Source organism: Sphingomonas sp. Ell38C01 (assembly GCF_055231975.1).
This window is the reverse complement of the sequence record NZ_JBUYVA010000001.1, coordinates 3,211,135-3,237,541: the sequence shown is the minus strand read 5'-3', so window position 1 is coordinate 3,237,541 and position 26,407 is coordinate 3,211,135. Positions and strand designations below refer to the sequence as shown.

20 protein-coding genes, 1 tRNA gene, 1 pseudogene and 1 other annotated feature are annotated in these 26,407 nt (G+C 67.6%); of the genes and pseudogenes, 5 read left to right on the top strand and 17 right to left on the bottom strand.

Annotated features, from left to right (window positions below; genetic code table 11):
• Positions 1 to 39: 39 nt before the first annotated feature.
• The 9 genes from prsR to ligA all read right to left on the bottom strand — a co-directional run bounded on the left by prsR (position 40) and on the right by ligA (position 14,558).
• Positions 40 to 1,386, bottom strand: a complete 1,347-nt coding sequence (gene prsR / locus ACV7NO_RS15335; RefSeq protein WP_463406823.1) for a PEP-CTERM-box response regulator transcription factor — start codon at positions 1,384 to 1,386, stop codon at positions 40 to 42.
• On the bottom strand, positions 1,383 to 3,422 hold the full coding sequence (prsK, locus tag ACV7NO_RS15330) for an XrtA/PEP-CTERM system histidine kinase PrsK (RefSeq protein WP_463406822.1): 2,040 nt from the start codon (positions 3,420 to 3,422) through the stop codon (positions 1,383 to 1,385). Before prsK ends, prsR begins: the two co-directional genes overlap by 4 nt.
• Positions 3,419 to 4,804 carry a TIGR03013 family XrtA/PEP-CTERM system glycosyltransferase gene (locus ACV7NO_RS15325; RefSeq protein WP_463406821.1) on the bottom strand — a complete coding sequence of 462 codons (1,386 nt, stop codon included), beginning with the start codon at positions 4,802 to 4,804 and terminating at the stop codon, positions 3,419 to 3,421. The genes prsK and ACV7NO_RS15325 overlap by 4 nt, the downstream gene beginning before the upstream one ends.
• Before the next feature lie 154 nt (positions 4,805 to 4,958).
• Positions 4,959 to 5,927 carry an MlaA family lipoprotein gene (locus ACV7NO_RS15320; RefSeq protein ID WP_463406820.1) on the bottom strand — a complete coding sequence of 323 codons (969 nt, stop codon included), beginning with the start codon at positions 5,925 to 5,927 and terminating at the stop codon, positions 4,959 to 4,961.
• Positions 5,928 to 6,026: 99 nt separating this feature from the next.
• Complete coding sequence (gene trhO / locus ACV7NO_RS15315; RefSeq protein ID WP_463406819.1) at positions 6,027 to 6,809, bottom strand: oxygen-dependent tRNA uridine(34) hydroxylase TrhO; 783 nt, start codon at positions 6,807 to 6,809, stop codon at positions 6,027 to 6,029.
• 1 nt (position 6,810) lies between these two features.
• Entirely contained in the window at positions 6,811 to 7,620 is an 810-nt protein-coding gene (locus ACV7NO_RS15310) for a LytR/AlgR family response regulator transcription factor (protein WP_463406818.1), read from the bottom strand.
• A 62-nt stretch (positions 7,621 to 7,682) separates the two neighbouring features.
• Positions 7,683 to 8,804, bottom strand: a complete 1,122-nt coding sequence (locus ACV7NO_RS15305; RefSeq protein ID WP_463406817.1) for a sensor histidine kinase — start codon at positions 8,802 to 8,804, stop codon at positions 7,683 to 7,685.
• 132 nt (positions 8,805 to 8,936) lie between these two features.
• Positions 8,937 to 12,236 (bottom strand): TonB-dependent receptor, encoded by a 3,300-nt coding sequence (locus ACV7NO_RS15300; RefSeq protein ID WP_463406816.1) that lies wholly within the window; start codon positions 12,234 to 12,236, stop codon positions 8,937 to 8,939.
• 174 nt (positions 12,237 to 12,410) lie between these two features.
• Positions 12,411 to 14,558, bottom strand: a complete 2,148-nt coding sequence (gene ligA / locus ACV7NO_RS15295; RefSeq protein WP_463406815.1) for an NAD-dependent DNA ligase LigA — start codon at positions 14,556 to 14,558, stop codon at positions 12,411 to 12,413.
• A gap of 172 nt (positions 14,559 to 14,730) precedes the next feature.
• On the opposite strand from ligA, the gene ACV7NO_RS15290 reads away from it, so the two are divergent.
• Positions 14,731 to 15,243, top strand: a complete 513-nt coding sequence (locus ACV7NO_RS15290) for a hypothetical protein (RefSeq protein ID WP_463406814.1) — start codon at positions 14,731 to 14,733, stop codon at positions 15,241 to 15,243.
• A 5-nt stretch (positions 15,244 to 15,248) separates the two neighbouring features.
• Here ACV7NO_RS15290 and recN read toward each other — a convergent pair whose 3' ends face one another.
• Both recN and ACV7NO_RS15280 read right to left on the bottom strand, forming a co-directional pair.
• Positions 15,249 to 16,904, bottom strand: coding sequence for a DNA repair protein RecN (gene recN, locus ACV7NO_RS15285; protein WP_463406813.1), 1,656 nt, complete (start codon positions 16,902 to 16,904; stop codon positions 15,249 to 15,251).
• Between the two features lie 73 nt (positions 16,905 to 16,977).
• On the bottom strand, positions 16,978 to 17,955 hold the full coding sequence (locus tag ACV7NO_RS15280) for an outer membrane protein assembly factor BamD (RefSeq protein WP_463406812.1): 978 nt from the start codon (positions 17,953 to 17,955) through the stop codon (positions 16,978 to 16,980).
• A gap of 197 nt (positions 17,956 to 18,152) precedes the next feature.
• Between ACV7NO_RS15280 and ACV7NO_RS15275 the strand changes: the two genes are divergently transcribed.
• From ACV7NO_RS15275 to ACV7NO_RS15265, 3 genes are all read left to right on the top strand, one after another.
• Positions 18,153 to 18,977 carry a class I mannose-6-phosphate isomerase gene (locus tag ACV7NO_RS15275; protein ID WP_463406811.1) on the top strand — a complete coding sequence of 275 codons (825 nt, stop codon included), beginning with the start codon at positions 18,153 to 18,155 and terminating at the stop codon, positions 18,975 to 18,977.
• Between the two features lie 48 nt (positions 18,978 to 19,025).
• Positions 19,026 to 19,742 (top strand): GDSL-type esterase/lipase family protein, encoded by a 717-nt coding sequence (locus tag ACV7NO_RS15270; protein ID WP_463406810.1) that lies wholly within the window; start codon positions 19,026 to 19,028, stop codon positions 19,740 to 19,742.
• A 177-nt stretch (positions 19,743 to 19,919) separates the two neighbouring features.
• Complete coding sequence (locus ACV7NO_RS15265) at positions 19,920 to 21,110, top strand: glycosyltransferase (protein ID WP_463406809.1); 1,191 nt, start codon at positions 19,920 to 19,922, stop codon at positions 21,108 to 21,110.
• Here the strand turns inward: ACV7NO_RS15265 and ACV7NO_RS15260 are convergent.
• The 4 genes from ACV7NO_RS15260 to yajC all read right to left on the bottom strand — a co-directional run bounded on the left by ACV7NO_RS15260 (position 21,092) and on the right by yajC (position 24,500).
• Positions 21,092 to 21,463, bottom strand: a complete 372-nt coding sequence (locus ACV7NO_RS15260; protein ID WP_463406808.1) for an Mth938-like domain-containing protein — start codon at positions 21,461 to 21,463, stop codon at positions 21,092 to 21,094. The genes ACV7NO_RS15265 and ACV7NO_RS15260 overlap by 19 nt on opposite strands.
• Positions 21,463 to 22,443 (bottom strand): protein translocase subunit SecF, encoded by a 981-nt coding sequence (gene secF, locus ACV7NO_RS15255; protein WP_463406807.1) that lies wholly within the window; start codon positions 22,441 to 22,443, stop codon positions 21,463 to 21,465. The genes ACV7NO_RS15260 and secF overlap by 1 nt, the downstream gene beginning before the upstream one ends.
• A 115-nt stretch (positions 22,444 to 22,558) precedes the next feature.
• A complete protein-coding gene (gene secD, locus ACV7NO_RS15250; RefSeq protein ID WP_463406806.1) occupies positions 22,559 to 24,160 on the bottom strand; it encodes a protein translocase subunit SecD in 1,602 nt (533 codons plus the stop codon).
• 1 nt (position 24,161) lies between these two features.
• Positions 24,162 to 24,500 (bottom strand): preprotein translocase subunit YajC, encoded by a 339-nt coding sequence (gene yajC / locus ACV7NO_RS15245; RefSeq protein WP_463406805.1) that lies wholly within the window; start codon positions 24,498 to 24,500, stop codon positions 24,162 to 24,164.
• Between the two features lie 163 nt (positions 24,501 to 24,663).
• On the opposite strand from yajC, the gene ACV7NO_RS15240 reads away from it, so the two are divergent.
• Positions 24,664 to 24,740, top strand: a tRNA-Pro gene (locus tag ACV7NO_RS15240).
• Between the two features lie 399 nt (positions 24,741 to 25,139).
• Positions 25,140 to 25,266, bottom strand: a sequence feature (AL1L pseudoknot).
• On the opposite strand, the pseudogene ACV7NO_RS15235 reads toward ACV7NO_RS15240, so the two are convergent.
• Together ACV7NO_RS15235 and ACV7NO_RS15230 are read right to left on the bottom strand one after the other, a co-directional pair.
• Positions 25,180 to 25,550, bottom strand: a pseudogene (locus tag ACV7NO_RS15235) (transposase); the annotation flags it as partial. It overlaps the preceding feature by 87 nt.
• 92 nt (positions 25,551 to 25,642) lie before the next feature.
• Positions 25,643 to 26,383: a FadR/GntR family transcriptional regulator gene (locus tag ACV7NO_RS15230; protein WP_463406804.1), complete on the bottom strand. Its 741-nt coding sequence runs from the start codon at positions 26,381 to 26,383 to the stop codon at positions 25,643 to 25,645.
• Positions 26,384 to 26,407 lie beyond the last annotated feature (24 nt).

Here is a 26,407-nt window from a genome sequence, read left to right as displayed (position 1 = left end):
CCGCGGCGCTGCCACCTGGCGGCAGGGGCAGGGGCGGCGTCAGCCATGCAGGTCGTAGCTCTTGAGCAGGTCGTAGAGCGTCGGGCGGCTGATCCCGAGGAGGCGCGCGGTGCCGGAGATGTTGCCGTCGGCGCGCGCCAGCGCGTGGCGGATCGCGGTCCGGTCGGCGCGTTCGCGTGCGGCGCGCAGGTTGATGTCGAGGGGGTCGGCGGGGGCGGCGAGATCGAGATCGGCGGCGGTGACCTGGCGGCCATCCGCCATGACGACCGCGCGCTTCATCCGGTTTTCCAGCTCGCGGACGTTGCCGGGCCATGGGTGCGCATCGATCGCGGCGAGCGCGTCGGCGCCAAGCGCGGTCACCGCGGGATTCATCGCCCTGAACTTCGTCAGGAAATGGCGTGCGAGCAACCCGGCGTCGCCCGCGCGCTCGCCCAGCGACGGGATCCGCACGACGATCTCCGCGAGCCGGTAATAAAGGTCCTCGCGGAAGCGGCCGTCGGCGACCATCGCGTCGATATCCTGATGCGTCGCGCAGACGATGCGGGTGTCGACCGGGATCGCCTTGCGCCCGCCGACGCGCTCGATCACACGCTCCTGCAGGAAGCGCAACAGCTTGACCTGTAACGGCTGGGGAACGTCCCCGATCTCGTCGAGGAACAGCGTGCCACCGCCCGCGGCCTCGATCTTGCCCTCCACGGTGCGGACCGCGCCGGTGAACGCGCCCTTCTCGTGCCCGAACAGCTCGCTTTCGAGCAAAGCCTCGGGGATCGCCGCGCAATTGATCGCCACGAACGCGCCGCGGCGACGCGGGGAGGCGTCGTGGAGCGCGCGTGCGAGGAGTTCCTTGCCGGTGCCGCTGGCGCCGAGCAGCATCACCGAGACGTCGGCGGGGGCGATGCGTTCGATCGTGCGCGTCACCTTCAGCATCTCGGGCGCGGCGGTGATGATGCCGGCATGTGCCTGCCCCTCGACGCGCGCGGCGAGGCGCCGGTTCTCCGCCTCCAGCGCATGGACGTGGAACGCGCGTGCGACGATCAGCCCCAGCGCGTCGATGTCGATCGGCTTGGCATAGAAGTCCCACGCCCCCTCGCCGATCGCGCGCAAGGCGCTTTCGCGCGCGCCGTGGCCGGAGGCAACGATCACCTTGGTATCGGGCTGGAGCGCGAGGATCTCGGCGAGCGTCGCGAACCCCTCGGTGACGCCGTCGGGGTCGGGCGGCAGGCCAAGGTCAAGCGTGACGACCGCGGGTTCGTGCGCACGCACCGCCTCGATCGCCTCCGCACGGGTGCCTGCGACGACGACCTCGTAGCCGTCATAGGCCCAGCGCAGCTGGCGCTGGAGCCCGGCATCGTCCTCGACGATCAACAGCACGGGCAGCTCGATCATGCGGCGTGATCCATGCGCGAAGGGGCCTTGAGCGTCAGGCGGAAGGCGGTGCCCTCGCCCTCGCGGGTGTCGACGTCGAGCGTGGCGTCCATCGCCTCGGCGAGCTGGCGCGCCTCGAACGCGCCGATCCCGAAACCGCCCTGCTTGGTCGAGACGAACGGCTTGAACAGCCGCGAGCGCACGAAGCTGCCCGACATGCCGCACCCGCGATCGATCACCGCGATCGTCGCGCCCTCGACATGGAGCGTGACGGGGGTGTCGGCATCGCTCGCCTCGATCGCATTCTGGACGAGGTGACCGAGGATCTGTTCGAGTCGCGTGGGATCGGCGATCGCGGTGGTGGCGGCGTCGCCGGTGCACGCGATCGGATGCTGCGCGCGGCGCGTCGCGGCGACGCGCTCGACCAGCGGCATCAGCGTGACCGTCTGGAGCGGCTGTGCGGTGCCGCCATGATGCTGCGACAACCGGGCGAGCAGCGCGTTCATCCGCGCCGACGTCTCGGTCAGCGTCGCGACCATATCGGCGCGGAAGGCGGGGTTCTCGGCATGGCGTTCGGCGTTGCGCGCGACCAGCGTCAACTGGCTGACCATGTTCTTCAGATCGTGCATGATGAATGCGAAACGGCGGTTGAACTCGTCGAACCGCGCGGCTTCCGCCAGCGCCTCGTGTGCGCGGTCTTCCGCCAGATAGCTTGCGACTTGGCGCCCGGCGACGCCGAGCAGGTCGAAATCCTCCCAGTCGAGCCGCCGGTCGACGAGCGGGCGCGCGAGCACGATCGCGCCTGCCAGCCGGCCGAGATGGATGAGCGGGACGATCGCCCAGGCGTCGCTGCGCGCGAGGAGCCATGCCGGGGCCGCCGCGACCTCGTTCGCGTCGGTAGTGCCGGCGCGCACCGCATCGAGCTCGACGATCCGTGCGCTGTGCGACAGGTGGAGCGCCAGCGCCTCGTTGCCCGTGGCGGGCATGCCGGCATCGTCCCAGTTCCAGCGCGCGCCCGCCGTCAGGCCCGCGCCGTCGGCCGCCAGCAGCACGCCGCCGGGCGAATCGGTCATGTCCGCCACCGCCTTCACGACGCGGACATCGAGCGGGTCGGCGCCCTCGCCGGGCTGGCCGATCGTCGAGGTGAAGCGCAGCCACTCGGCACGATAGTCATAGCGGTGCGAGAACAGGTGCTTGGCCACCAGCACCTTGGCCCAGGCGCGGGTCCAGGGCGTCGAGACGATCGTGAGCAGCGCCGCGGTCGATCCGAACACGAACGCGGTCTGCGCGATGCGGGCGTGATCGCCGCCGACCTGCGCGATGATCCCCGTCGCCAGCGCCATCGCCAGCGCATAGAGCGCGATCCCCGCCGCCGACAGCGACTGGACCGCGACGGTGCGCGAGACGCTGAGCGTCCAGTCGCCGTCGCGCGCCACCGCGACCGCGAGCGCAGGCGCCGCGACCACCATCACCGCACCGCGCAGCTCCACCATGTGCTGCGGCCACTCTTCGGTCGCATAGGCGGTGGCGTAGGTGATGAGGTCTACCCCCCACATCGCGGCGAGCGCGACCGCGACGAGGCGGATGCCGCGCCGCTCCCCCCCGCCGATCGCGCGGGCGAACTGGTGGAGCAGGATCAGCGCGCCGAGCGCGGCGATGATCCGCATCGTGAGGCGGGCGGATATCAGCGCCTCGGCGGGGTCGTCGCCCAGCACGATCTGCGCGACCGACAGCGCCATCGTCATCGCGATGACCGCGATGACCGCGGCGTAGACGACCGCGAGCGGGGTCGAGCGGCCGCCGCGCAGCAGGACGAGCATGAAGGCGAGCCACGCGATGTTGCGCGCGCCCTCCGCCAGCCGGGTCGCGACGTCGGTCGCGCCGATCCCCGCCACCGCGAGCGCCCACAGCGCGGTGACCGCGAGCGCTACGACGAACGCGGTCCGCCCCGCGGCCTGTGCGGGGCGTGGCTCGGGCCGGCGCAACTGCGCGAGTGCGAGCGCGCCGAACAGGAACGCCGCCAGCGCGTGCGTCCAGAGGATGGCGGTGCCGGTCATCGCGCGCCCTCCGGCCACAGGATCACCCGCGCGGTCTGGAGCAGGATCAGCAGGTCGAGGAATGGGGAGTAGTTCTTGGCGTAATAGAGGTCGTACTCCAGCTTGTTGCGCGAATCGTCGATCGACGCGCCGTACGGATAGTTGATCTGCGCCCAGCCGGTGATGCCGGGCTTCACCATGTGGCGCTCGGCATAGAAGGGCAGCGCCTGTTCGAGATCGGCGACGAATTGCGGGCGTTCGGGGCGCGGGCCGACGAAGCTCATCTCGCCCTTCAGCACGCTCCAGCACTGCGGCAGCTCGTCGATGCGGACCTTGCGGATGAACCGGCCGATCCGGGTGACGCGGGGGTCGTCGGTGGCCGCCCAGATCGCCTGCCCCCCGACCTCGGCATCGGTGCGCATCGAGCGGAGCTTCAGGATGTCGAACGGCTCGTTGAACAGCCCGACGCGGCGCTGGCGATAGAAGGCGGGGCCCTTGCTCTCCAGCTTGATCGCCAGCGCGGTGAGGAGGATCACCGGCCAGGTGAGCGCGAGCAGCACCAGGCTGGCGGTCACGTCGAACGCGCGCTTCGAAATGCTCGACACCATCCGCCCCGACGAGAACCCGTCGGAGAAGATCAGCCAGGACGGGTTGACCGTCTTCAGGTCGATTCGCCCGGTCTGGCGCTCTAGGAAGGTCGAAAATTCGCTGACCAGCACCCCCGTCGTCTTCACCCGAAGCAGATCGGCGAGCGGCAGCGCGTTGCGGCGCTCCTCGATCGCGAGGACGACTTCGGACGCATCGAGCAGCATGACGTGATCGGCGAGATTGGCGATCGCCTCGCGCGGGACGGCGTGGGGAATGGTGCGCGCGGATTCCATCGCGACGAACCCGGCGACGACGAAGCTCGACCCCGGGCGGTCCGCGAGTTCCTGCAATCGTGCCGCGCGCGGGCCGGAGCCCAGCACGACGACACGGCGGCTGAACGCCTCGCCGCCGATCGTCTTGCCCGCGATCGCGCGCACCAGAATCAGTAGCGCGCCCGCGATCGTCATCGCGAAGAGCAGGTTCGATCGCCAGAAGGTGATCGCGGGAACGAGGAAGAACAGTACGCTGAGGAAGATGACGCCCAGCGAGATCGCGACGATCAGCCGCGCGGTGGCGTAGCGGATCGACTGGAACGCCTGCGCGCCGTACGCGCCGACCGCGACCATCGCGATCGTCAGCGGCACCGCGAACGACAGCAGCTGCGGGATCCGCGTCCAGATCGGCTCGACCAGCATCCCGATCTGCGCGGCGCGGACCTGCCACCCGCATTCCGCCGCGATCAGCAGCAGGACGAAATCGAGCAGCCCCATAAGCAGCGCGGCATTGGGCACGTAGTGCTTGAAGACTCGGATCATCGTCGCCGCTCCACGGCCCGTCCGGGCGGGGTGCCGGGTGTAAGCTTTCCCGACATGGGCTGGCTGTGGCAGGAAATGGCAAAGAAAGGTTGAACGGGGGGCTGCGGGTCCGTCGGGTCACGTCACCCCGGATCAGCCCGGGGTGACGGACGGGTCACGGGATCGGCACTCGCGTCCGCTGTGGAGTGCGCTCGATCGCATCCGCGACCGGCTTGCGCGTGCGTTCGCGCAGATGCGCGATCTCGGCGGCGCGGACCGCCAGATAGGCGTCACGGTTGGCGGAATAGGCGTCGACCGAGGCCTTGCGCTGTGCCGCGAGCTTTGTGTCGTTCTCGACCCGGTCGTCGAGTGCGCCGCCGAGGCCGGTCGACACCGTGTAGGCGCGCTTGTCGAACGGACTGCCGACCGCGACGGGCAGCAGCAGCCCGTCGATCGTGTTGCCGAACAGGTCGCGCACCGTCGTCGGCCCGACGATCGGAAGGAACAGGAACGCGCCGGGCTTCACCCCGTAATAGCCGAGCGTATCGGCGAAGCCGTTGGCGCGGCGCGGCAGCTTGAAGGGGTTGCGCTTGGCGAAATCGAACAGCCCGACCACGCCGAGCGTCGTGTTGACCGCGAACCGCCCGACCGTCTCGAACGCCTTGCCGGGCTTCAGCTGGAGCAGGTAGTTGAGGAAGACCACCGGCTCGGTCAGATTGTAGAGGAAATTGCGCAGCCCGTTGCGCACCGGCTTGGGCACGACCTTGGCATAGCCCATCGCGACCGGGCGGACGACCGCGGTGTCGACCGCCTGCGTCGCGGCGAACGCGACCTCGTTGACCGCCGCGACGGGATCGCCCTCGCGACTGCCGCGTCGCCTGGCGGTTACGACGATCTCGTCGGGGTCAACCGCGACGGCCGGTGAGTCGGCTTGCGCGCCGGGTTCGGCGGGCGGGGGCAGCGTCGCGAGGCCGGTGGACGACGGAATCACGAACGGCGGCGGCGTGGTCTGCAGCGAGATGGCCGGATCGGGTTGTTGCACCGGCGTCGTGACGGGGCAGGACGGGCTAGCCGTCGCGTCCCCCGCCAAGTGCGGGGTCGTGCAGGACAAAGTCAGGGCTACGGCGACGGCGGTCGGGATCATGCCCGCATCGTCCTGCCGCTGTGCCGTTCGCAGCAGGTGGCTGCCATAGGGAAATCCTGAGTCGTCGTTCCCGGACCCTCGGTCACCCTTCCGGTGTCGTCAAGTAACGTCGCTGCCACATTGGCCCGTGGCTGGCGAGGCCGCCGCATCGCCGAGTTCGACCAGCCCGTGGCCGACCGCGACTCGCTGGTCGAACACGAAACAGCCGCCATGCCAGCGCGAGTCCGCCTCGGGCACCTCCTCCAGATAGCGCAGGATGCCGCCGTCCAGATGATAGACCTCGTCGATCCCCTCCGCCTTCAGCAGCGCGGTGGCCTTTTCGCAGCGGATGCCGCCGGTGCAGAACATCGCGACACGCTTGCTCCCCGCGAGCAGCGCGTCGCGATTGTCGCGGAACCAGGCGGGGAACTCGCCGAACGCGCGCGTGCCGGGATCGACCGCGCCCGCGAACGACCCCATCGCAACCTCGAATGCGTTGCGCGTGTCGATCACGACGGTGTCGGGCGCGTCGATCAGCGCGTTCCAGTCGGCGGGCGCGACATAGGTGCCCGCGTCGCGTCGCGGATCGAGCGCGGGGACGCCCATCGTGACGATCTCGCGCTTGAGGCGGACCTTCAAGCGGTCGAACGGCATCGCGGCAGCCGTCGAATATTTCACGTCGAGATCGGCGCAACCGGGCAGCGCGCGGGTATGGGCCAGCGCGGCGGCGACCCCCTCCGCCGGCCCCGCGATCGTCCCGTTGATCCCCTCGCGGGCGAGCAACAGCGTGCCGCGTACGCCGCCGTCGGCGCACACCGCCAGCAACGGCGTGCGCAAGGCGGCGGGATCGGGAAAGTCCGCGAACCGGTAGAGCGCCGCCACTTGGACGGCCGTGCCGTTCATGTCAGTGGACGAAGCGCGCCACGACATCGCGGTAGCTGCGCGACACCTTCACGCTGGCGCCCGATTCGAGGACGAGGAAGCATTCGCCGTTGGTGTGCGGCTTCACCTGCTTGACGAGATCGAGGTTGACGATCGTCGAGCGGTGGACGCGCTGGAACCGACGCGGATCGAGGCGCTTCTCCAGGTCCTTCATCGTCTCGCGCAGGACGAGCGAATTGTCGCCGGTGTTGATGACCATATAGTCGCCCGCGGCCTCGATCAGCTCGATCGTGTCGACGTCGACGCGGAAGATCTGGCCGCGATCCTTGATGTTTATCATCTTTTCGAAGCGGTTCGCGTTCGGCTCCGCGCCGCCAGTGCCGCCGTCCGCGAGATCCGCGGCGGCTTCGGGGGCATGCTCTGCGAGTACCTCCTTGAGCATCTCGGCTTCCTCGACGCCCTTCTTGTCGTTGAGCCGCTGGCGGACGCGGTCGAGCGTGTCGGCGAGGCGCGCCTCCTCGACGGGCTTCATCAGATAATCGACCGCCTGCGCCTCGAACGCACGCAACGCGTGGTCGCTATAGGCGGTGACGAAGACGAACAACGGCGGCTCCACTTCCATCAACCCCTGCACCACCGAGAAGCCATCGAAGCCGGGCATCTGGATGTCGAGGAAGACGAGGTCGGGCTTGTGGGTCTTGATCGCGCTGATCGCCTCGCGCCCGTTCTGGCACTTGGCGATGATCTCCACGTCCTCGTGCACCGCGAGGCGCAGTTCGAGCCCCTGGATCGCGAGCGGCTCGTCGTCGACGAGGATGGTTCGGATGGTCATGGTCGTCGTCTTCTCCGAGTATCCGTGCCGCGATCGTGAAGGATCAGAACTGGCGGTCACGGTCATACGTCTCTGTTCGGTTCGTCGAGCTGGAACGGAATCTCGATCTCCACCCCGAACCCGCCGGTCGGCATCGCCCGCACCTCGAACCGGTGGTCCGGGCCGTAGGCCTGCACCAACCGCTCCCTGATATTGGCGATGCCGACGCCGGTTGAAAGGGAAGGCCGGTTTTTGTTCGCCTGCAATCCCGGACCGGTATCGGATACGCCGATCTGCACCCGGTCCCCGGCGAGCCGCACGACGACGCGGATTTCGGCGCCGTCCTCCTGCGGGGTGACCGCGTATTTGATGGCGTTTTCGACCAGCGGCTGGAGCAGCAGCGAGGGCAGGCGCCCCTTCTCCACCAGCGGATCGATCTCGAACTTGGGGCGCAGACGCTCCTCGAACCGCATCTTCTCGATCTCGAGATAGAGTTTCAGCGTCTCCACCTCCTGGAGGATCGTGACGTGCGCGGTCGGCTCGTTCGCCAGCGTGTAGCGCAGGAACGACGACAGCCGGCTGAGCATCGCGTTGGCGCGCTCGGTCTGTTTCAGCAGCACCAGCGTCGAGATCGAATTGAGCGTGTTGAACAGGAAATGCGGGTTCAGCTGGTAGCGCAGCATCGCCAGCTGCGCGGACGAGGCCTGCGTCTCCAGATGCCGCATCTGGTCGATCTGGTCCTCGACGATCAGGTAGAAATTGATCCCGAAATAGAGCGCGGACCAGCCCGCCAGAACCGTGAAGTTCAGGAAGACGGTGCCGAGCAGCAGCGCGATGTCGATCCCCGGCGCGGCCAGCTTGATGAAGCTGAACGAGAAGGCGTTGAGCAGCGAATAGAGGAAGGTGGCGGCGCCCAGCGTAAAGATCGACAGCAATATGCCCGTCACGCGCGGCAGCTGGCGGTAATAGCCGTACAGCGTCGAGAGCAGCAGCGTGATGCAATAGCCGATGATGGCTTCGATGATGTTGGTGATGATCGCCTGGAGCCCGACGCCGTTCGACAACGTCGAGACCGAGCGCAGGATCAGATAACCGGTCCATCCTGCCGCCTGGAGCATCCAGAACGCGCGCGCCTTGTCCTCGAAGAACGGGCGGACGAAATGCGTCGGGGTGGGGCGTGTGGTGGGGGAGGGGGCGGGCGCCATGATGCGCGGGGCTCTACACGCGCCGCGACGGTTTCGCAAAAGGGGCGGTTTCGCGAGAAGGCCGGCACGAAGAGGCCGCCGCTCCCGGATGGGAACGGCGGCCTTTTCCGTGGTCCCGACGGACCGCGCGGATCAGAACGAGAAGCGCGCGCCCAGACGGATCAGATACAACGAGTTGTTGAACTGCACGACTTCGTTCGCGTCGCGGAACGTCGAGTAGCGATATTGCGCACACGGCGTCGCGGCCGACAGCGAATATTGCGCCGCCGTTGGGGTGGTGCCCGTCGCGACCGGCGCCTGCAGGCACTGCACGCGCACCGTGGATGCGGTGTACGGGAACCCGAACTGACGCAGGCCACCCCACTTGCTGTTCAGCAGGTTGGGCAGGTTCTCGATGTCGCCGAACAGCGTGATCCGTGACTTGCCGATGAAGGTCGGGATCTGCTGTTCGAGATGGAGATCGATGCGGGTAAAGGCACGGTTGCGGGCGATGTTCTTCGCCGCGATGCGACCGCGATAATCCTTCAGATTGGTCGCGCCGATCAGCGTCTCCAGCGACGCCTGGGTTGCCGCGCTGTCATAGCTGACGAGCGGATCGTTGCCGCTGGTCGGCACGTACAGCAGATGGGCGTCGTTGTTGCCGATCGTACCGAAGGTGCAGGTCCGCGCGCAGTTCTGGCCTGCGGGTGCCAGATCCTGCATCGTGAAGCTGTAACGACGTCCCGCGCGGGTTTCGCCGAACAGCTGAACCACGGTGCGATAATCGCCGAAGAACGCGCGATCGAACCCGACATTGTAGGTGTAGCGCCACGTGGTCTCGTCGTTCGACTTGCCATAGGCGGGGAAGTTCGGATCCGACTTCGCCGCATTGTTGTACAGCGAGCCAGGCGTCGATGATGTCGCCGGGCTGACGTCCTTGACGTCCTGCAGCGCGAAGCTGCCGCCGAGCGACAGGCCGAAGTCGAAGTCCTTGTTGACCCGCACGACGCCGACATGGCTGCGACCGCGACCATCGTTATACAGCAAATAGTCGCCGTTCAGATCGGTCGTGGCGGCGACGCCTGGGGTCGGCACGAAGTTGTACCGCGGACGGCCATCGGGCAGCCGGCCGACGACCCGCGAGCGCAGATCGGTGAAGCTGACGCCCTCGTTCGTCATGGTGTAGAGATAGTCGGCACCCACGTCGAAACCGAACAGCTTGTAATCCGCGGACAGATTGAACTTCGTTACCGACGGCGGACGGAAGTCCTGTGCGAGCGCGGACGTCGGTGCGGTGCGCAGCGCGGCCGTGGCGGTCGAGAGGTAGCTGTTGACGACGGGCGAGATGCTGGTGCCCGTCACTCCGTCCAGCCCGGCCGCGCAGACTGCGGCGGTCGGCGTCGTGCAGACCCCGGTGCCGGTGCCCGAACGAAGCAGGTTGACCTGGTTCGACAGCACGCCGGTGTTCGAATAGCTGTTCGACAGGTAGATGTCGGGCGAACCGCCGCCGAAGACCGATGCGCCGCCGCGGATCCGCAGGCCGTCGATCGGCTTCCAGTTGAAGCTGATCCTAGGCTGGAAGTTGTCCAGACCCTTGTAGTTCTTGGTGTTGTAGAAGCCGTAGCGCGAGAAGAACGAGTCGTTCTGGGCAATCGCGGAGCGCATGCCGTAGAGATCATAACGCACGCCATAGGTAAGGTCGAACGTATCGGCGATCTGCCATGTGTCCTGCGCGCCGAACGTCCACTGATCGTAAACGAAGTTCGATGCGACATCCGGCAGATTACCGGAAATGGCGTTTGCGTAGGTCAGCGAGCTTGCGCGACGGCTTTGAAAATCGGCCAGCGAGTCGAAATAGTAATTGCCGGCTGCGTTCTGAAGAAACAGGTTCGTCGTACGGTTGCGGTTGTATTCGGCCAGAAGCCGGACCTCATGGCCTTCCGCATTATACTTGCCGAGCAGGGAGCCGCCCCAGGTATCGAAGTACAGCTCGTTGGCCTGGCGGCTGTTATCCGGGCCGAACGAGATGATCGGCGCAGTGCCGCAGTTGGTGATGCTGTTGGTCACGCCGCCGACGGTCGCATTGACACTGGTGGGATCGGTGCAGACCCGGAACTGGGCGAAGCCCAGGCCGTTCAGCGGGGTCTGGCCGACCTTGTTCGACTTGTAGATGAAGCGTGCCTCGGTCGACAGCTTGTCCGTCCAGTCGGAATTGAGCTGTGCGATCCCCGCGCGCAGCAGCACACTGCGCTGGTAGCCGTTGGAGGCAAGGCCCAGTGCCGGTGTCGTCAGGCTGGTCGACGTGTTGTTGCCGACCGTGCTCGATTCATATGCGTTCGTGTAGGACACCGACAGTCGCTGGCCATCGGTGATGTTGAGATCGATGCGCCCGACGATCTTCTCGTCCTTCTGGTTGTTCACCGTCAGGAAGTCGCCCGCCTGATAGTTGTACACGCTGCTGGCGATCGACTGGACGCTGGTGATCTGCTGCGCGGTCAGGCCGGGGATCTGGCCGATCGTCGAGATGGAGAAGGGACGCGGATCGGTGTTGCGCTCACCCGAAACCATGAAGAACAGACGGTCCTTGATGATCGGCCCACGCAGGGTCGCGCCATAGGTTTCCGACTTGTACTTGGGCAGGACCTGGGTGTTGGAGCCGATCGTGCTGCCCTGCAGTCCGTCGGTCGACTGGGAGTAGAAACCGGTGCCGTGGAACTCGTTGGTGCCCGACAGCAGGACGGTATCGATCGCGCCGCCCTGGAAATTACCCTGGCGGATGTCCGATGGGGCGATCGAAACGGAAAACTGGCCGATCGCGTCGAAGGGAACGGGGCCGCGTCCGGTGGGGTTCGCATCCGAGTTCAAGCCGAAATTGTCGCCGACCTGGACGCCGTTGATCGTGAACCGATTGAAGCGCGGGTTGACGCCCGCGAAGCTGACCGCCCGGCTGTTGGACAGATCCAGCGCGGCGAGCGGATCGCGGCGCGCCAGATCGCGAATGTCGCGATTGACCGAAGCGACCTTCGAGATGTCGTCCTGCGTCAGCACGGTACGCGGGCCCGAGCTGACCGTGCCGGCGCCTGCGATCGAGGAGGCGGTGACGACGATCTCGGTGCCTGTGTCGCCCGAAGCGAGTTCGATCGGCAGGTCATAGCTCTGGCCGACGACGGTGTAGATGTCGGTCACCTGGGTCGAGCCCTGCGCGCTGCTGACCGTCACGCTGAACGGGCCGCCGGTGCGAAGGCCGGAAGCGTTGAACGTGCCGTTGGCATCGGTGGTGGTCGTGGAGCGCGTGCCGGAGGGGACGTTGACGACGACGACTTCGGCGCCCGCGACGGCGGTGCCGGCGGCGGTGACGGTGCCGCGGATCGACGCGGTGGTTTCCTGCGCGCTGGCTGCCGCAGGCATCACGAGGGCAGCGATGGCCGCGCCCAGGAAAAGGTTGTTTCGCATGACTTGGTTCCCCTTAGCGCGGTGCGCTGCCGGCCACTCTTTTGTGATCCGTCAGCGGCGCCCCTGCACAACGAGTATTTCGATTCCGTGACACACGCCAGCGGGAGTCGGGCAGCGAACGAAACGAGTCGTTGTGCGTTGCAAAAAGGCGACAGTTCCTGCCCTATTCCGGCCTCAATCCGTTCCCGTCGCGGCGGCCACGATCGCCTGCCACTGCGCCTCGTCGATCACGCGGATGCCGAGGTCCGCCGCCTTCTTCGCCTTCGATCCTGCGCCCGGGCCGGCGACCAGCAGGTCGGTCCTGGCGGATACCGATGCGGACACCCGGGCGCCCAGCGCCTCCGCCTGCGCCTTCGCCTCGTCGCGGCTCAGCGCCTCGAGCGTGCCGGTGAAGACGACGGTCTTGCCCGAGACTTCGGAGGCGCGGGTTTCGTGGACGACGTCGGTGGGGCGCACCTGCCGCAGCAGGTCGAACACGACGTCGCGATTGTGTTTCTCCGCCGCGAAGCCGACCAGCGCGCCTGCGACTTCGGGGCCGATGCCAGCCGTTTCTATCGCGGCGACCAGCAATTTGTCGCGGCGCAGGACGAACTTGCGCTCGGTTTCGCCCAGCACCGGCCGCGTCTGGTGATGAAGGAACACCGCGTGACGCAGCGCGCTCCCCAGCGCCGTGGCCGAGCGATAGCGGCGCGCCAGATCGCGTGCGGTGATCTCGCCGACATGGCGGATGCCGAGCGAGAACAGGAAGCGGTCGAGCGGGACCTCGCGCTTCGCCGTGATCGCAGCGATCAGGTTCGCCGCCCAGACGCGGCCGTCCTTCTTGCGCGCGACCAGTTGTTCCTCGGTCAATCGGAAGATGTCCGCGGGCGACGCGATCAGCCCATCGGCGAAGAACGCCTCGATCAGCGTCGCGCCGAGCCCGGCGATGTCGAACGCATGGCGGGATACGAAGTGGATCAACCGCTCGACGCGCTGCGCGGGGCAGATCAGCCCGCCGGTGCAGCGATACACGACTTCTCCCTCGCCGCGTTCCGCGAGCGATCCGCATTCGGGGCAATGCGTCGGGAAGGCCCACGGATCGCGGGGTTCGCGGGCGGTAAGGTTCTCGACGATCTGCGGGATGACATCGCCCGCACGCTGGACGACCACGCGGTCGCCCGGGCGCACCCCCAGCCGCTCGATCTCGTCGGCATTGTGGAGCGTCGCGTTGGTGACGACGACGCCGCCGACCGTCACCGGCTCCAGCCGCGCGACCGGGGTGAGTGCCCCGGTACGCCCGACCTGGATGTCGATCGCGTTGAGGCTGGTCTGCGCGCGCTCGGCGGGGAATTTGTGTGCGATGGCCCAGCGGGGCGCCTTGGCGACCTGGCCAAGCCGCGCCTGCCAGTCGAGCCGGTCGACCTTGTAGACGACGCCGTCGATGTCGAAGGGAAGGTCGGCACGCGCGGCCTCGATCCGGCTATAGAGCGCGAGCGCCGCCTCCGCATCGTCCACGCGGGCGAACGCATCGGAGACGGGGAACCCCCAGCCGCCGATGACCTCGATTATCTGTGCCTGGGTTTCCCCGGGCAGGTCCGACGCCTCGCCCCAGCCATGCGCGAGGAAGCGCAACGGCCGTGCGGCAGTGACGCTGGCGTCCTTCTGGCGCAGCGACCCCGCGGCGGCGTTGCGCGGGTTGGCGAACTGGCGTGCCTCCTTGCCCGTCGCCGCAGCCTCGGCGAGCAGGCGGGCGTTGAGCGCGGCGAAATCCTCCTTCGCCATGTAGACCTCGCCCCGGATCTCGAAAATGGCGGGGAAGACCGCAAGGGCGGGGCCGTTCAGCTCGGCGGGAATGTCCGCGATCGTGCGGACATTCTCGGTCACGTCCTCTCCGGTCGTGCCGTCGCCGCGGGTCAGCGCCTGGACCAGTCGACCACCCTCGTAACGCAGCGAGCAGGACAGGCCGTCGATCTTGGGTTCGGCGGTAAGCGCGACGGGCGTGTCGTCGGCGAGCTTCAGGAACCGGCGGACACGCTGCACGAATTCCGCGACTTCCGTGTCGCTGAATGCGTTGTCGAGGCTGGTCATCGGCTTCGCGTGACGCACCTTGGCCAGATGCCCGGCGGGGGCCGCGCCGATCGCCTTGCTGGGCGAATCGCCGCGGACCAGATGCGGAAACGCTTGCTCGATGGCGGTGTTGCGACGCACCAGCGCGTCGTACGCCGCGTCACTGATCTCCGGCGCGTCGTGGGCGTGATAGAGCGTGTTGTGGTGCGCGATCGTCAGCGCGAGCGTTTCCAATTCCGCCGCGGCGGCTTCGTCGGTGTCGGGCTGCGGTGTCATCTCGCGCGGAGGATTAGGGGACCCGGGGAGGCGCACGCAAGCCTTGCGCGGTGTTTCCCGACGAATGAAAGGAAACCGTTGATCGTCGATTCCGCAACGATGAATCCGATATGGAGGCAATCTTTCTTCCCGCAATGGCTAAATGCTACCGGTATCATCCATACGGGTGCGCATGGGGATCCAGGCAACATCGGGATATGTGCCGGCGGAGGTGGAAGATTTCCGCCGACGGCTGTTCGACCTTGGACTGTCTTCCGCCGTCACCGACACGATCATCCAGACCGTGATGGACAATCTGCCGAGCAGCTTCGAACCGGGGGGGGCAACGGCAGTTCCCCTCGCCGCGATCGCGCGCAGTTTCTACAAGTCGTCGCTGTTGCGGACCGAGCAGCTGGGACACAATCTCGTGGCCGACGTCGCCTGGAACATGCTGCTCGACCTGTTCGCGGCGAGCGAGGAAGGGCGCTCGATCTCGGTCACCAGCCTGTGCATCGCGAGCGGCGGACCGCCGACCACCGCGCTGCGTCACCTGAAGGCGATGGAGGCGCAGGGGCTGATCCGCCGTACCGAGGACCGCAACGACCGGCGTCGCACCTGGATCGAGCCGACCGAGCACACCAAGACGGTGATGCGCGACCTGATCCTGAAATTCTACGTGCCGATCGAACTGCCCCCGCGCCGCTGACGGCGTCAGGCGGTCTCCAGCAACCGATCCGCCTGCGCGCGCGCCTCGTCGGTGATCGTCGCGCCCGAAAGCATGCGGGCGATCTCCTCGCGACGATCGCGGTCGTCGAGCCGGCGGACGCCGGTGCGGGTGACGGTGCCGTCGTGGCTCTTGGCGATCAGCAGGTGCGCCGCGCCGCGTGCCGCGACCTGTGGCGAGTGGGTCACGACCAGCAACTGGGTGCGCGTCGCCAGCCGGGCCAGCCGATCGCCGATCGCGCTGGCCACCGCGCCGCCGACGCCGCGATCGATCTCGTCGAAGATCATCGTCGCCGCGCCGCCCTCTTCCGCCAGCGCGACCTTGAGCGCGAGGATGAAGCGCGACAGTTCGCCGCCGCTGGCGATCTTGGTCAGCGGCGCGAACGGCGCGCCGGGATTGGTCGCGATCTCGAACTCGACGCGGTCCTTGCCCGCGGGGCCCCACGCATCGGCACCCGCCACGTCGACACGGGTGCGGAACTTGGCCGAATCGAGCTTGAGCGGCGCGAGTTCGCCCGCCACCGCCAGGTCGAGCCGCGCCGCGGCCGCGCGCCGCGATGCGCCCGCGACATCGGCCGTGGCGGTGTAGTCGGCGCGCGCTGCGACGACGCCCGCCTCAAGCAGCGCGACGCCATCCTCGCCAGCGTCGAGCCGGTCGAGCTTCGCGCGCAAATCCTCGGTCAACGCGGCGAGGTCGTCGGGCTGGACGCGGTGCTTGCGTGCCATTGCGCGCAGCTCGAACAGCCGCGCCTCGTCGTTCTCCTGCGCGCGCGGATCGAAGGCGAGGTCGCGTCGGGCGTCGCGCAACCGGTCCTCGGCGACCGAACCCTCGATGATCGCGCGATCGACCGCGGCGAGCGCGTCGGCCAGGCCGGCATGGTCCGCCGCCACGCGCTCCAGCCCGCGAGCGGCCTGCCGCAGCTGCGCCAGGCCGCCGTTCGGTCCTTCCAGCCAGCCCTCGATCTGTTCGAGTTCGTCCGCGATCTTCTCGGCGCGCTGCATCGACCGGCGGGTGTCGGCGAGTGTCTCCTCCTCCCCCGGCTCGGCGGCGAGCGCGGTCAGTTCGCCGACCGCGTGTTCCAGCCATTCGCGGTCACGCGCTGCGGTTTCGATCTCCGCGCGGGCGGCGTCCAGCGCATCCTCGGCGGCGCGCCACGCGCGCCATGCGATCGCGACCGAGGCGGTGTCCACCCGCCCGAACGTGTCGAGCAGCGCGCGGTGGCCAGCGGGTGCGAGCAGCCCGCGATCGTCGTGCTGGCCGTGGATCTCCACGAGCATCGCGCCGAGCTCGCGCAGCAGCGCGGCAGAGGCGGGCTGGTCGTTGACGAAGCCGCGGCTGCCGCCATCGCGCTTGACGAGGCGGCGGACGATCAGCGGCTCGCCGGCGTCGATCTCCAGCCCCTGCGCGTCGAGCAGCGCCAGCGCGGCGGCGGGCGCATCGAACGTCGCGGTCACCGCCGCCTGCGCCGCGCCGTGGCGGACCAGCGCGCTGTCCCCGCGCGCACCGAGCGCGAGCCCAAGCGCGTCGAGCAGGATCGATTTGCCCGCGCCGGTCTCCCCGGTCAGGACGCCCAGGCCGGCGTCGAACTCGAGGTCCAGCGCCTCGATCAGGACGACGTCACGGATGGCCAGCGCGGTCAGCATGGCTGCGTCCATAGCGGGTTTTCGCGATCGGCGTGACCCGTTTTTGTTCTCATCGCGCGAACGCCCGCGCGACTCAGGTGTTGGGCGACCCCGGGGTGGGCGCGGTGGAGGGCTGGCGCGTGCTGCCCGCGCCGCCGCTGGGCGAGGTGGGGGTGGGGGCGCCGGGCGCTTCGGCCTTTGGCGTCGCGTCGCCGGGGTTCTCGGGCAGGACCTCGACGGTGCCGCGACGCGGCGGCGGCACGATCTGCGTGCCGGGCGCGACCGGCGGGATCGGCGTCGACGGGTTCTCGCCGAGCAGGTCGAAGGCGTGCTTGTACCACTCGGTCCCCGGATAGTTCGCCCCGAGCACCGCCGCGGTCTTGCGTGCCTCGCCGCGCACACCGAGCGCGAGGTAGCTCTCGACCAGCCGCATCAGCGCCTCGGGCGTGTGCGTGGTCGTCTGGTATTCGTCGACGACGCGGCGGAAGCGCAGCGTGCTCGCCAGCCACTGGCCGCGCGATTCGTAGAATCGCCCGATCTCCATCTCCTTGCCCGCGAGGTGATCGCGGACGAGATCGATCTTGAGCCGCGCATCGGCGGCATAGCGGGTGTTGGGATAGCGGCGGACGAGCTCGCCCAGCGAGTCCTGCGCCTGGCTGGTGATCTTCTGGTCGCGCGTCACGTCGCTGATCTGCTCGTAATAGCCGAGCGCGACGAGATAATAGGCATAGGCCGCATCGCGGTTGCCGGGATGGACCGCGAGGAAGCGCTGCGCCGACTGGATCGATTCGGTATAGTCGCGATTGAGGTAATAGCTGAACGCGCCCATCAACTGCGCGCGTCGCGCCCAGACCGAATAGGGATGCTGGCGCTCCACTTCGTCGAAGAGCTGCGCGGCTTCCTTGTAGCGATGCTGGTCGAGCCGCAGCTTGGCGGTGCTGTACAGCGTGCCGACGTCGCGCGCGACGTAGGGCAAGTCGCCCTTCTTCGTGCGACCGCCGCAGGCCGCGAGCGGCAGGGCGAGGGCGGCGAGAGCGAGGATCGCGGCGGGGCGGGACAGGAGACTACGCATGTGGAGGCGTCCTTAGCGCAGGGCTACCCCTGCGAACAATCGATGTTTACGCGTGCGGCTGTGGCGGGCGTTCGTGGCGATTTGGCGGCGGAACGTCCCACGGATTTTCTTCCAATTGCCGACATCGCCCGTATGCAACGCTCGCGCCGGCTGCGACGTTGTCCTAGCCAGTCCACCTTGCCTTGGGATGTATCGCCATGACCGCCACGCTCCTCGCCACCAAGCGCGTCGAAAAGCCATGGGGCAGCCACACGCTGTGGCCCGGCTTCCCCGATCCCGCGCCCAATGCCGATCCGATCGGCGAGGTCTGGTTCCAGTCGCCGCATCCCAAGGAGCCCGACTTGCTGGTGAAGTATCTGTTCACCAGCGAGAAGCTGTCGGTGCAGGATCATCCAAGCGACGAGGAAGCGCACAAGCGAGGTCTACTGCGGGGCAAGGACGAATGCTGGCTGGTGCTGGCGGCAGAGCCCGATTCGACGATCGCGATCGGGCCGAAGCAGGCGATGACGGCGGACGAGCTTCGTGCCAGCGCGCTCGACGGCAGCATCGAGGACAAGCTGGACTGGGTGCCGGTGAAGGCGGGCGATTTCTATTATTCGCACTCGGGCGTGATCCACGCGATTGGCGCGGGGCTGACGGTGATCGAGATCCAGCAGAACTCGGATACCACCTATCGGCTGTACGATTACGGCCGGCCGCGCGAACTGCATCTGGACGACGGCGTCGCGGTCGCCGAACTGACGCCCTATGTCGCGCCCGACGCGCCGGGCCAAATCTCTGAGGACCGTACCATCCTGGTCGAGGGGCCGAAATTCGTTCTTGAGCGCTGGCCGGGCGGGCGCCGGCGGGTGTCGCTGCCCGAAGGCAACGAGGGCTGGCTGGTGCCGGTGACGGGCAAGGGCGAGGTCGGCGGCGTCGCGTTCAAGGCGGGCGAGTGCGTGCTGGTGACGGGGGACGAGGAGATCGTGTCCGAAGCCGGGAGCGACTTGCTGTTCGCCTATTCCGGTGCGACGCGGATCTAAGGTGGGGTACACGGTGTCGAATTGCGGAAGGTGAAACCGACAATGCGCATGCTGCCCATCGCCCTGTTGCTCGTCGGCCTATCCGGCTCCGTTCACGCACAGCAGTCGGCGCAGCCGCCCGTCGCGCGTCCCGCCAGTCAGGGCGCGAATGGCGACTGGGGCAATCTCGCCCGCTATCGGGACGCCAACGTTGCGATCCGGGCCGAGGCCATGCCTGACCGCGTGGTGTTCATGGGCGATTCGATCACCGAGGGCTGGGCGCTCCAGCCCTTCATCAAGGATGAGCCCCGGTTCGTCGGGCGCGGGATCTCGGGGCAGACCGCGGCGCAGATGCTGGTCCGATTCCACGCCGACGTCGTCGCGCTGAAACCGCGCGTCGTGCATATCATGGCGGGCACCAACGATGTCGCGCGCAACCAGGGGCCGGCGACAACCGAGGAGGTACTTGGCTACATCACCGGCATGGCGGAGATCGCGCGCGCCAACCGCATAACCGTCGTCCTCGCCTCGATTCCGCCCGCGGCAGCGTTCAAGTGGCGGCCCGAGGTCAGCCCCGTCGCGCAGATCCGGGAGATCAATGCCGGGCTCAAGGCCTATGCGGATCGGCACAGGATCGTCTGGGTCGACTACTGGCCCGCGCTGGCGACCCAGGACGGCGCGATGAAGCCCGATTTCGCGAGGGATGGGGTGCATCCGAACGCCGCGGGCTATGCGGCGATGCGCCCACTTGCCGAGGCGGCGTTGCGACGTGCGGTAAGGTATTAGGCCGGAATCGCGTTCGATCGCTGGCGGTTCTCGATTCCGAACAATTCCGTTCCGGATAGCGATCCGCCTGTGATTCCAAGGCCTGAGTGTCCATCCGCCACATGGCGCCAAGAGCTGGCACAGACAGCCCGGATGCCAACCTGGCCTTAACCCTGCGCCTCTACAGCGGCAGGCGCGATGCTGCGCGTGCTGACCCTCTCGACGTTGTTCCCCGATTCGACGCGGCCCAATTTCGGCGTGTTCGTCGAGCGCCAGACGCTGGCGCTCGCGGCGCTCGCATCGGTGGTTGTCACGGTCGTCGCGCCGGTCGGAGTGCCGCCCGCGCCGATCTCGCGGATGGCACGGTATCGATCGTTGGCGACGCTGCCCCGGCGCGAGACGTGGAAGGGGATCGATGTCCATCGCCCGCGCTTCCTGTCGTTGCCGGGCACCGACGGGCGCTTCCATCCGCGCACGCTGTCGGCGACGCTGGTGCCGCTGCTCGACACGCTGGCAGGGTCGTTCGACGTGATCGACGCGTCGTTCTTCTTTCCCGACGGCCCTGCCGCAGTGGCGCTCGGCAGGCGATACGGCGTGCCGGTGTCGATCAAGGCGCGCGGCGCCGACATCCATCATTCGGGGCGCGTCTCCGCCAGCCGTGCGCAGGTGCTGGAGGCGGGGCGCGGAGCCGACGGACTGCTCGCGGTGAGCCACGCGATGAAAGCGGACATGGTGGCCCTCGGCATGCCTGCCGACCGGATCACGGTGCATCTGACCGGGATCGATCGCACGCGGTTCGCGCCGGTCGATCGCGCGCCGGCAAAGGCCGCGTTCGGCGTCGCGGGGCCGCTCGTGGTCTCGGTCGGCGCGCTGATTCCGCGCAAGGGACATGCGATCGTCGTCAAGGCGGTCGCGCGGTTGCCCGGCGTCTCGCTGTTGATCGCAGGCGCCGGCCCGGACCACGCGGCGTTGCAGGCGCTGATCGACACGCTCCGGGTGGGGGACCGCGTGCGCCTGCTCGGTGCGCTGCCGCATGCGGACCTGCCCGCGCTGATCGCGGCGGCGGACGTGATGGCGCTGGCGTCCGAATCGGAGGGGCTGGCCAATGCCTGGGTCGAGTCGCTGGCGTGCGGCACGCCGATCCTCGTGTCCGACGCGGGCGGCGCGCGTGAGGTGGTGACGTCGCCGGTGGCCGGGCGTATCGTCGCACGCGACGCCAGCGCCTATGCCGCAGCGATCGCGACGATGATCGCACATCCGCCCGCACAGGAGTCGATCCGTGCGATGGCGGCCCAGTTCAGCTGGGAGGCGAATGGCGCGACGTTGCGCGATCATCTCGCCGCGCTGGTGGCGAGGCGCGTCGACGCGGCTCAGGCGTCGAGAGGATAGAGCGCCGCGGCGATCCGGCGACCCTCGCCGCGCAGCACGCCCCAGGCACGCGCAGCGGCGCGGCTGTCCATCGCCTCGACGCCGATGCCGTCCGCCTCCAGCGCACGGACCAGCGGGACGGGCGGATGCACCAGTGCGAGGCCTGTGCCGAACAGGATGAACTCCGGGCGTGCGGCGATCAGGTCGGCGAGGTCGGCCAGCGTCAGCGCGGAAACCGCGGGGGGCGTCCACGCGCGTGCGAAGTCTGCGGTCAGCAGGGCCGCGGGGGCAACCGTATCGTCGATGCGGAAGCTGGTGCCCGAAAACCCCAGGATCGTCGGCCCGGTGCTCCCGCGCTCCAGCTCCATCCGCATCAGCGCTTCGGCCCGACCCGCTCCGCGCCCGAATGGTCGGCGCCACGATCGACGCTGCCCGGTTTCGCCGCGGTCGGTTCGGCCCGCAGGCCCAGCGTGATGAGCAGCGACGACGAGACGTAGATCGACGAATAGGTGCCGACAACGATGCCCAGCATCATCGCCGCGGTGAACCCGCGCAGCACATGCCCGCCGAGCAGCAGCAGCGCGAACAGCGCGAGCAGGATCGTGACCGAGGTCATGACGGTGCGCGGCAGCGTCTCGTTCACCGACAGGTTGATGATCTCGCGCATCTCCATCTTGCGATAGCGGCGCATGTTCTCGCGGATGCGGTCGTCGATCACGATCTTGTCATTGATCGAATAGCCGATGATCGTCAGCACGGCGGCGACGATGTTCAGGTCGAACTCGAACTGCGTCAGCGCGAAGAACCCCAGCGTCATCAACAGATCGTGGACGATCGCGACGACGGTCGACACGCCGAACTGCCATTCGAAACGGAAGATCGCGAACAGCGCGATGCCGACGATCGCGAGGACCACCGCGAGCACCCCGTTGCGGATCAGCTCGTCGGATACCTTGCCCGAGACGGTGTCGTAGCGGCTGAAGGTAGCGCCGGGGAATTGCTGTGCCAGTGCGGCCTCGACCTTGCGGACGACGACGTTGGCGGCACCGTCGTCAGTGGAGGCGGGGAGGGGGAGGCGGATCGATACGGTCTTGCCGTCGCCCACCGTCTGGAGCGAGGCCTCGCCGACGCCGAGCCCGTCGACGACCTGGCGGACGCGGTCGCTGTCAGGGACGGTCGCGAACTTCTCCTCGACCATCAGCCCGCCGACGAAATCGACACCCAGGTTGAGCCCGCGCCCGACCGTCAGGCCAACCGCGAGGATGCTGAGCAGCAGCGTCAGCCCGAATGCCCAGCCGCGAAGCCGGACAAAATCGAAATTGGTATCGTCGGGGACGAGTTTCAGCAGTTTCATGACAGGACCTTTGCCGTCACCCCGGCGACGGCCGGGGTCCAGCGACCCGGCCGCGGCGCGCGCGGTTCCGGATCCCGGCCTTCGCCGGGATGACGGGGGGAGGAGAGGCGGGCGATCATATCGTGATCGTCTTCGGCTTGGCGCGCCGCAACCAGATCGCGACCATCATCCGCGTGAACGTCACCGCGGTGAACACCGAGGTGCAGATGCCGATCAGCAGCACCACCGCGAATCCCTTCACCGGACCCGAGCCCAGCAGGAACATGATGATGCCCGAGATCGCGTGCGTCACGTTCGCCTCGAAGATCGTGCGGCTGGCTTCCTTGTAGCCGAGTTCGACGGACTGGACGATGCTGCGCCCGCGGCGATGCTCCTCGCGGATGCGCTCGTTGATGAGCACGTTCGCGTCGACCGCGGTGCCGATCGTCAGCACGAAGCCCGCGATACCCGGCAGCGTCAGCGTGCCGTTGAGCAGCGCCAGCACGCCCAGGATCACGAACACGTTGATGACGACCGCGAGGTTCGCATAGACGCCGAACCGGCCATAGGTGACGAGCATGAACGCGACGACGAGCGCGACCGCGACGCCCGAGGCAAGGATGCCCGCACGGATCGAATCGGCGCCCAGATCGGGACCGACCGTGCGTTCCTCGATCACCTTCAGCGCCACCGGCAGCTTGCCCGAACGCAGCGCGATCGCGAGCTGGTTCGCCGAATCGGCGTTGAAGCTGCCCGAGATCGAGGCGCGCCCACCAAGAATGGGCTCGTTGATGTTGGGCGCGGAGACGACCGAATTGTCGAGGATGATCGCGAACGGCTTGTTGACGTTCTCCTGCGTCACCCGCGCGAAGCGGCGGCCGCCCTGGCTGTCGAACGCGATCGCGACCTGCCACTGATTGTTTTCGCCGTTCACCTCGGCTTTCGCGTCGACCAGCTGGTCGCCCGAGAGGATGACCGAGCGCTTGACCGCGATCTTCGGAAGGCCGGAGGGATTCGACGGATAGGGCAGGACCTGGCTGCCAGCAGGCGCCTGGTTGCGCGCCAGCGCCTGCGGATCGGCGGACTGGTCGACCAGCTTGAATTCCAGCTTGGCGGTCTTGCCCAGCAGGTCCTTCAAGGCCTGCGGATTCTGGAGGCCCGGGACCTGGACGACGATGCGGCTCGATCCCGAGCGTACGATCGTCGGCTCACGCGTGCCGAGTTCGTCAATGCGGCGGCGCACGACTTCCGTCGCGTCCTGCATCGCGGTGTCGATCGCCTGGGTCAGGCCGGCCTGCGTCGGCGTCAGTACGAAGCGGCTCGAATCGACGACCTGGATGTCCCACTCGCGCTGGCCTGTCATGCCCGCACCACCGCCGGTGATCGACAGCAATCGCTCGCGCGCAGCGTCGACCTGGCCGGGATCGCGGAGCATGAACGACAGGCTGCCGCCGCGCGTCGAGATGTCGCCGATCTCGATCCGCGGCGTCTGGCGGCGCATCTCGGTCGATACCTGCTCGCGCATCTGTTCGATGCGGCTGGCGGCGACGTCGTTCACGTCCGCCTCGAGCAGCAGGTAGCTGCCGCCGGCCAGATCGAGCCCGAGGTTGATCCGCGGCGCCTTGACGGGCCAGCTGGCGGTCATGCGTTCGGGCAGGAAGCTCGGAATCGCCAGCGCGCAGAGCACCGCGAGCACTCCGACGATCGACCAGACCTTCCAGCGGGGAAAGTCGAGCATGTCAGTCGTTCGCCGGCTTGGAGTTCGGGCTGGTCACCTCGGCGAGCGTCGCCTTGACGACGCGGACGCGGGTGTTTGGCGCGATCTCGACCTCGACGAACGCGTCCTCAACCTTCGTCACCTTGCCGAGCAGCCCGCCCGCGGTGACGACCGAATCGCCCTTCTTCACCGCGGCCACCGCGGCCTGGATGGTCTTCATCCGCTTTTGCTGTGGGCGGATCATCAGGAAATAGAAGACGACGAAGACGAGGAACAGCGGCGCGAGGCTGAGGAAGCTCGCGATGCCGCTCGACGGTGCGGCGGCGCCCGCGGCCTGGGCGTAAGCGGAAGGAATGAACATCGGCCCCAAACATGGCTGGTGGCGCAGGCGGAAGGCCCACGCAGGAACCGCCGCGCGCTATCATCGCTTGGGCGGCGGCGCAACGTTTGGCGGGCGAGTTCCGCGTGTGTCGCGCAAGGCCTTGCATCGCCGGGCGGTGCCGCGTAATGGCCCGTCCCTCGGTCGGGGCGTAGCGCAGCCTGGTAGCGCATCACACTGGGGGTGTGGGGGTCGCAGGTTCGAATCCTGTCGCCCCGACCAACAAACCAAGCAATCGCTATGGTTTAAGCGGGCAGCGAAAGCTGCCCGTTCGCGTAAGCAGTTCATCCATAAGCGGACCATAGCTGATCCGCGCGGATGACTGTGCTCATAGCAGCACCCCACGTCCGAAGGGTTGAGGGTGCTGGCAGTGTCAGAGTCGGGAAAGCCGATACCCCCCCCCACTGCTGGCCCCGAGGCTAGTTGGCGAGGGGTCGATGGCGTTAACCATCATTGCGGGAGCCCAGATGGCAACTCCCGCAACTTTGTCATCTGTATTTGTCTTCGTCTTCCCGGCAGCCCTGAGCGCCGCTGCACAAGCGCAGACGAACCACGTCCTTTAAGAAGAATGAACGGCGGCACTTCAGGCAGCGACGCCAGCCCACTGTCCTGATCCCGCGATGCGGGTCGTCGGCATCCGTAACGGCTCCCGGCGCTCGCGCTCGACCGCATAGGCATTCCGGTGATCGTCAATGAACGCGATCATCGCCGAAACGGGCGGTCGAGCTCCGCCTGAGCAAAATACGCGGAAGCGTTGCGCAGTATCTCGTTGGCCCGCCGTAACTCCTGGACCTCGCGCTCCAGTGCCTCCAGCCTGTCGACAATCTCGTTTGGAAAACCGCCGCGCTTACCGCTGTCGACCTCGGCCTTGTTCACCCGCTCATGCAGCGTCTGCGGCACGCAGCCGATCTTGTCCGCGATCGACACAACCGTCGCCCATGGCGATGGATGATCCCGCTGGTGGTCGAGAACCAACCGTACCGGTCGCTCGCGGCCTTCGGGCGTAAATTTGTTCGTCGTCTTGCCCGTTATGGCTCCACCTGCTCAAGAGTTGGAGCCTCCGACGAACCCGGAGCCGTTCAATATCGTCGTTCCCAGGACTTTGGAACCCGACGACAGAGTGTCTATAGCGAAGATGGCGTGATGCCCGTTTCGGGCACGGCGCTTTCCTTAATCAGGTCAAGCACGTCGCCGATAATCCCCCGCATCGCGTTCCTGGCGTTGCTGGAATCTCGCCGCGCGATCGCGTCCGCTACCGCGGCGTGATCGTCGATGTTCGCGCTGCGGCCCTTGATACGGTTGGTGAAACGGATCGACGTCCGCAGCGCCGTGGAAACCATCGCCTCGAACTGGCCGTAGAAGGGATTGCGGGACGCCCGCAAGATCGCGACGTGAAACGCGATGTCGGCGTCCAGCGCGTCGTCCCCCCCCTGTTCGGCGGCGATCATCCGGGCCAGGCCGGCCTGAATGTCCGTCAATTCCCCCTCCCTATGATAGCCTGCCGCAAGGCTCGCTGCCTCCGGTTCGATTGCAATGCGCAGTTCGTTGAACTGTTGGAGAAGTTCGATCGAAAATTTCCGGTCGAGCAGCCAGCGCAGCACATCTGTATCGAACAGGTTCCAGAGCGAGGTCGGCTGCACCACCGTGCCCTGCCGGGGGCGGGCGGCAACCAGCCCCTTGGCCGTCAGCATCTTGACGGCCTCACGCGTGACCGAGCGGCTGACGCCGTAGGTTTTTGATATTTCCGCCTCGGTCGGAAAGCGGCTGGAGTCGTAGCGGCCCGTCACAATGGCCTTGCCCAGCGCGTCGAGCATGCCATGCGTCAAGTTACGGCCGAGTTCCACGGGCAACTCTGGAATGATCATGCCATCCTTCCGCGGGGGGGCGTT

Coding starts and splice junctions, on each gene's coding strand:
- prsR (WP_463406823.1), bottom strand. CDS start 1,386: ATGATCGAGCTGCCCGTGCTGTTGATCGTCGAGGACGATGCCGGGCTC.
- prsK (WP_463406822.1), bottom strand. CDS start 3,422: ATGACCGGCACCGCCATCCTCTGGACGCACGCGCTGGCGGCGTTCCTG.
- ACV7NO_RS15325 (WP_463406821.1), bottom strand. CDS start 4,804: ATGATCCGAGTCTTCAAGCACTACGTGCCCAATGCCGCGCTGCTTATG.
- ACV7NO_RS15320 (WP_463406820.1), bottom strand. CDS start 5,927: ATGATCCCGACCGCCGTCGCCGTAGCCCTGACTTTGTCCTGCACGACC.
- trhO (WP_463406819.1), bottom strand. CDS start 6,809: ATGAACGGCACGGCCGTCCAAGTGGCGGCGCTCTACCGGTTCGCGGAC.
- ACV7NO_RS15310 (WP_463406818.1), bottom strand. CDS start 7,620: ATGACCATCCGAACCATCCTCGTCGACGACGAGCCGCTCGCGATCCAG.
- ACV7NO_RS15305 (WP_463406817.1), bottom strand. CDS start 8,804: ATGGCGCCCGCCCCCTCCCCCACCACACGCCCCACCCCGACGCATTTC.
- ACV7NO_RS15300 (WP_463406816.1), bottom strand. CDS start 12,236: ATGCGAAACAACCTTTTCCTGGGCGCGGCCATCGCTGCCCTCGTGATG.
- ligA (WP_463406815.1), bottom strand. CDS start 14,558: ATGACACCGCAGCCCGACACCGACGAAGCCGCCGCGGCGGAATTGGAA.
- ACV7NO_RS15290 (WP_463406814.1), top strand. CDS start 14,731: ATGGGGATCCAGGCAACATCGGGATATGTGCCGGCGGAGGTGGAAGAT.
- recN (WP_463406813.1), bottom strand. CDS start 16,904: ATGCTGACCGCGCTGGCCATCCGTGACGTCGTCCTGATCGAGGCGCTG.
- ACV7NO_RS15280 (WP_463406812.1), bottom strand. CDS start 17,955: ATGCGTAGTCTCCTGTCCCGCCCCGCCGCGATCCTCGCTCTCGCCGCC.
- ACV7NO_RS15275 (WP_463406811.1), top strand. CDS start 18,153: ATGACCGCCACGCTCCTCGCCACCAAGCGCGTCGAAAAGCCATGGGGC.
- ACV7NO_RS15270 (WP_463406810.1), top strand. CDS start 19,026: ATGCTGCCCATCGCCCTGTTGCTCGTCGGCCTATCCGGCTCCGTTCAC.
- ACV7NO_RS15265 (WP_463406809.1), top strand. CDS start 19,920: ATGCTGCGCGTGCTGACCCTCTCGACGTTGTTCCCCGATTCGACGCGG.
- ACV7NO_RS15260 (WP_463406808.1), bottom strand. CDS start 21,463: ATGCGGATGGAGCTGGAGCGCGGGAGCACCGGGCCGACGATCCTGGGG.
- secF (WP_463406807.1), bottom strand. CDS start 22,443: ATGAAACTGCTGAAACTCGTCCCCGACGATACCAATTTCGATTTTGTC.
- secD (WP_463406806.1), bottom strand. CDS start 24,160: ATGCTCGACTTTCCCCGCTGGAAGGTCTGGTCGATCGTCGGAGTGCTC.
- yajC (WP_463406805.1), bottom strand. CDS start 24,500: ATGTTCATTCCTTCCGCTTACGCCCAGGCCGCGGGCGCCGCCGCACCG.
- ACV7NO_RS15230 (WP_463406804.1), bottom strand. CDS start 26,383: ATGATCATTCCAGAGTTGCCCGTGGAACTCGGCCGTAACTTGACGCAT.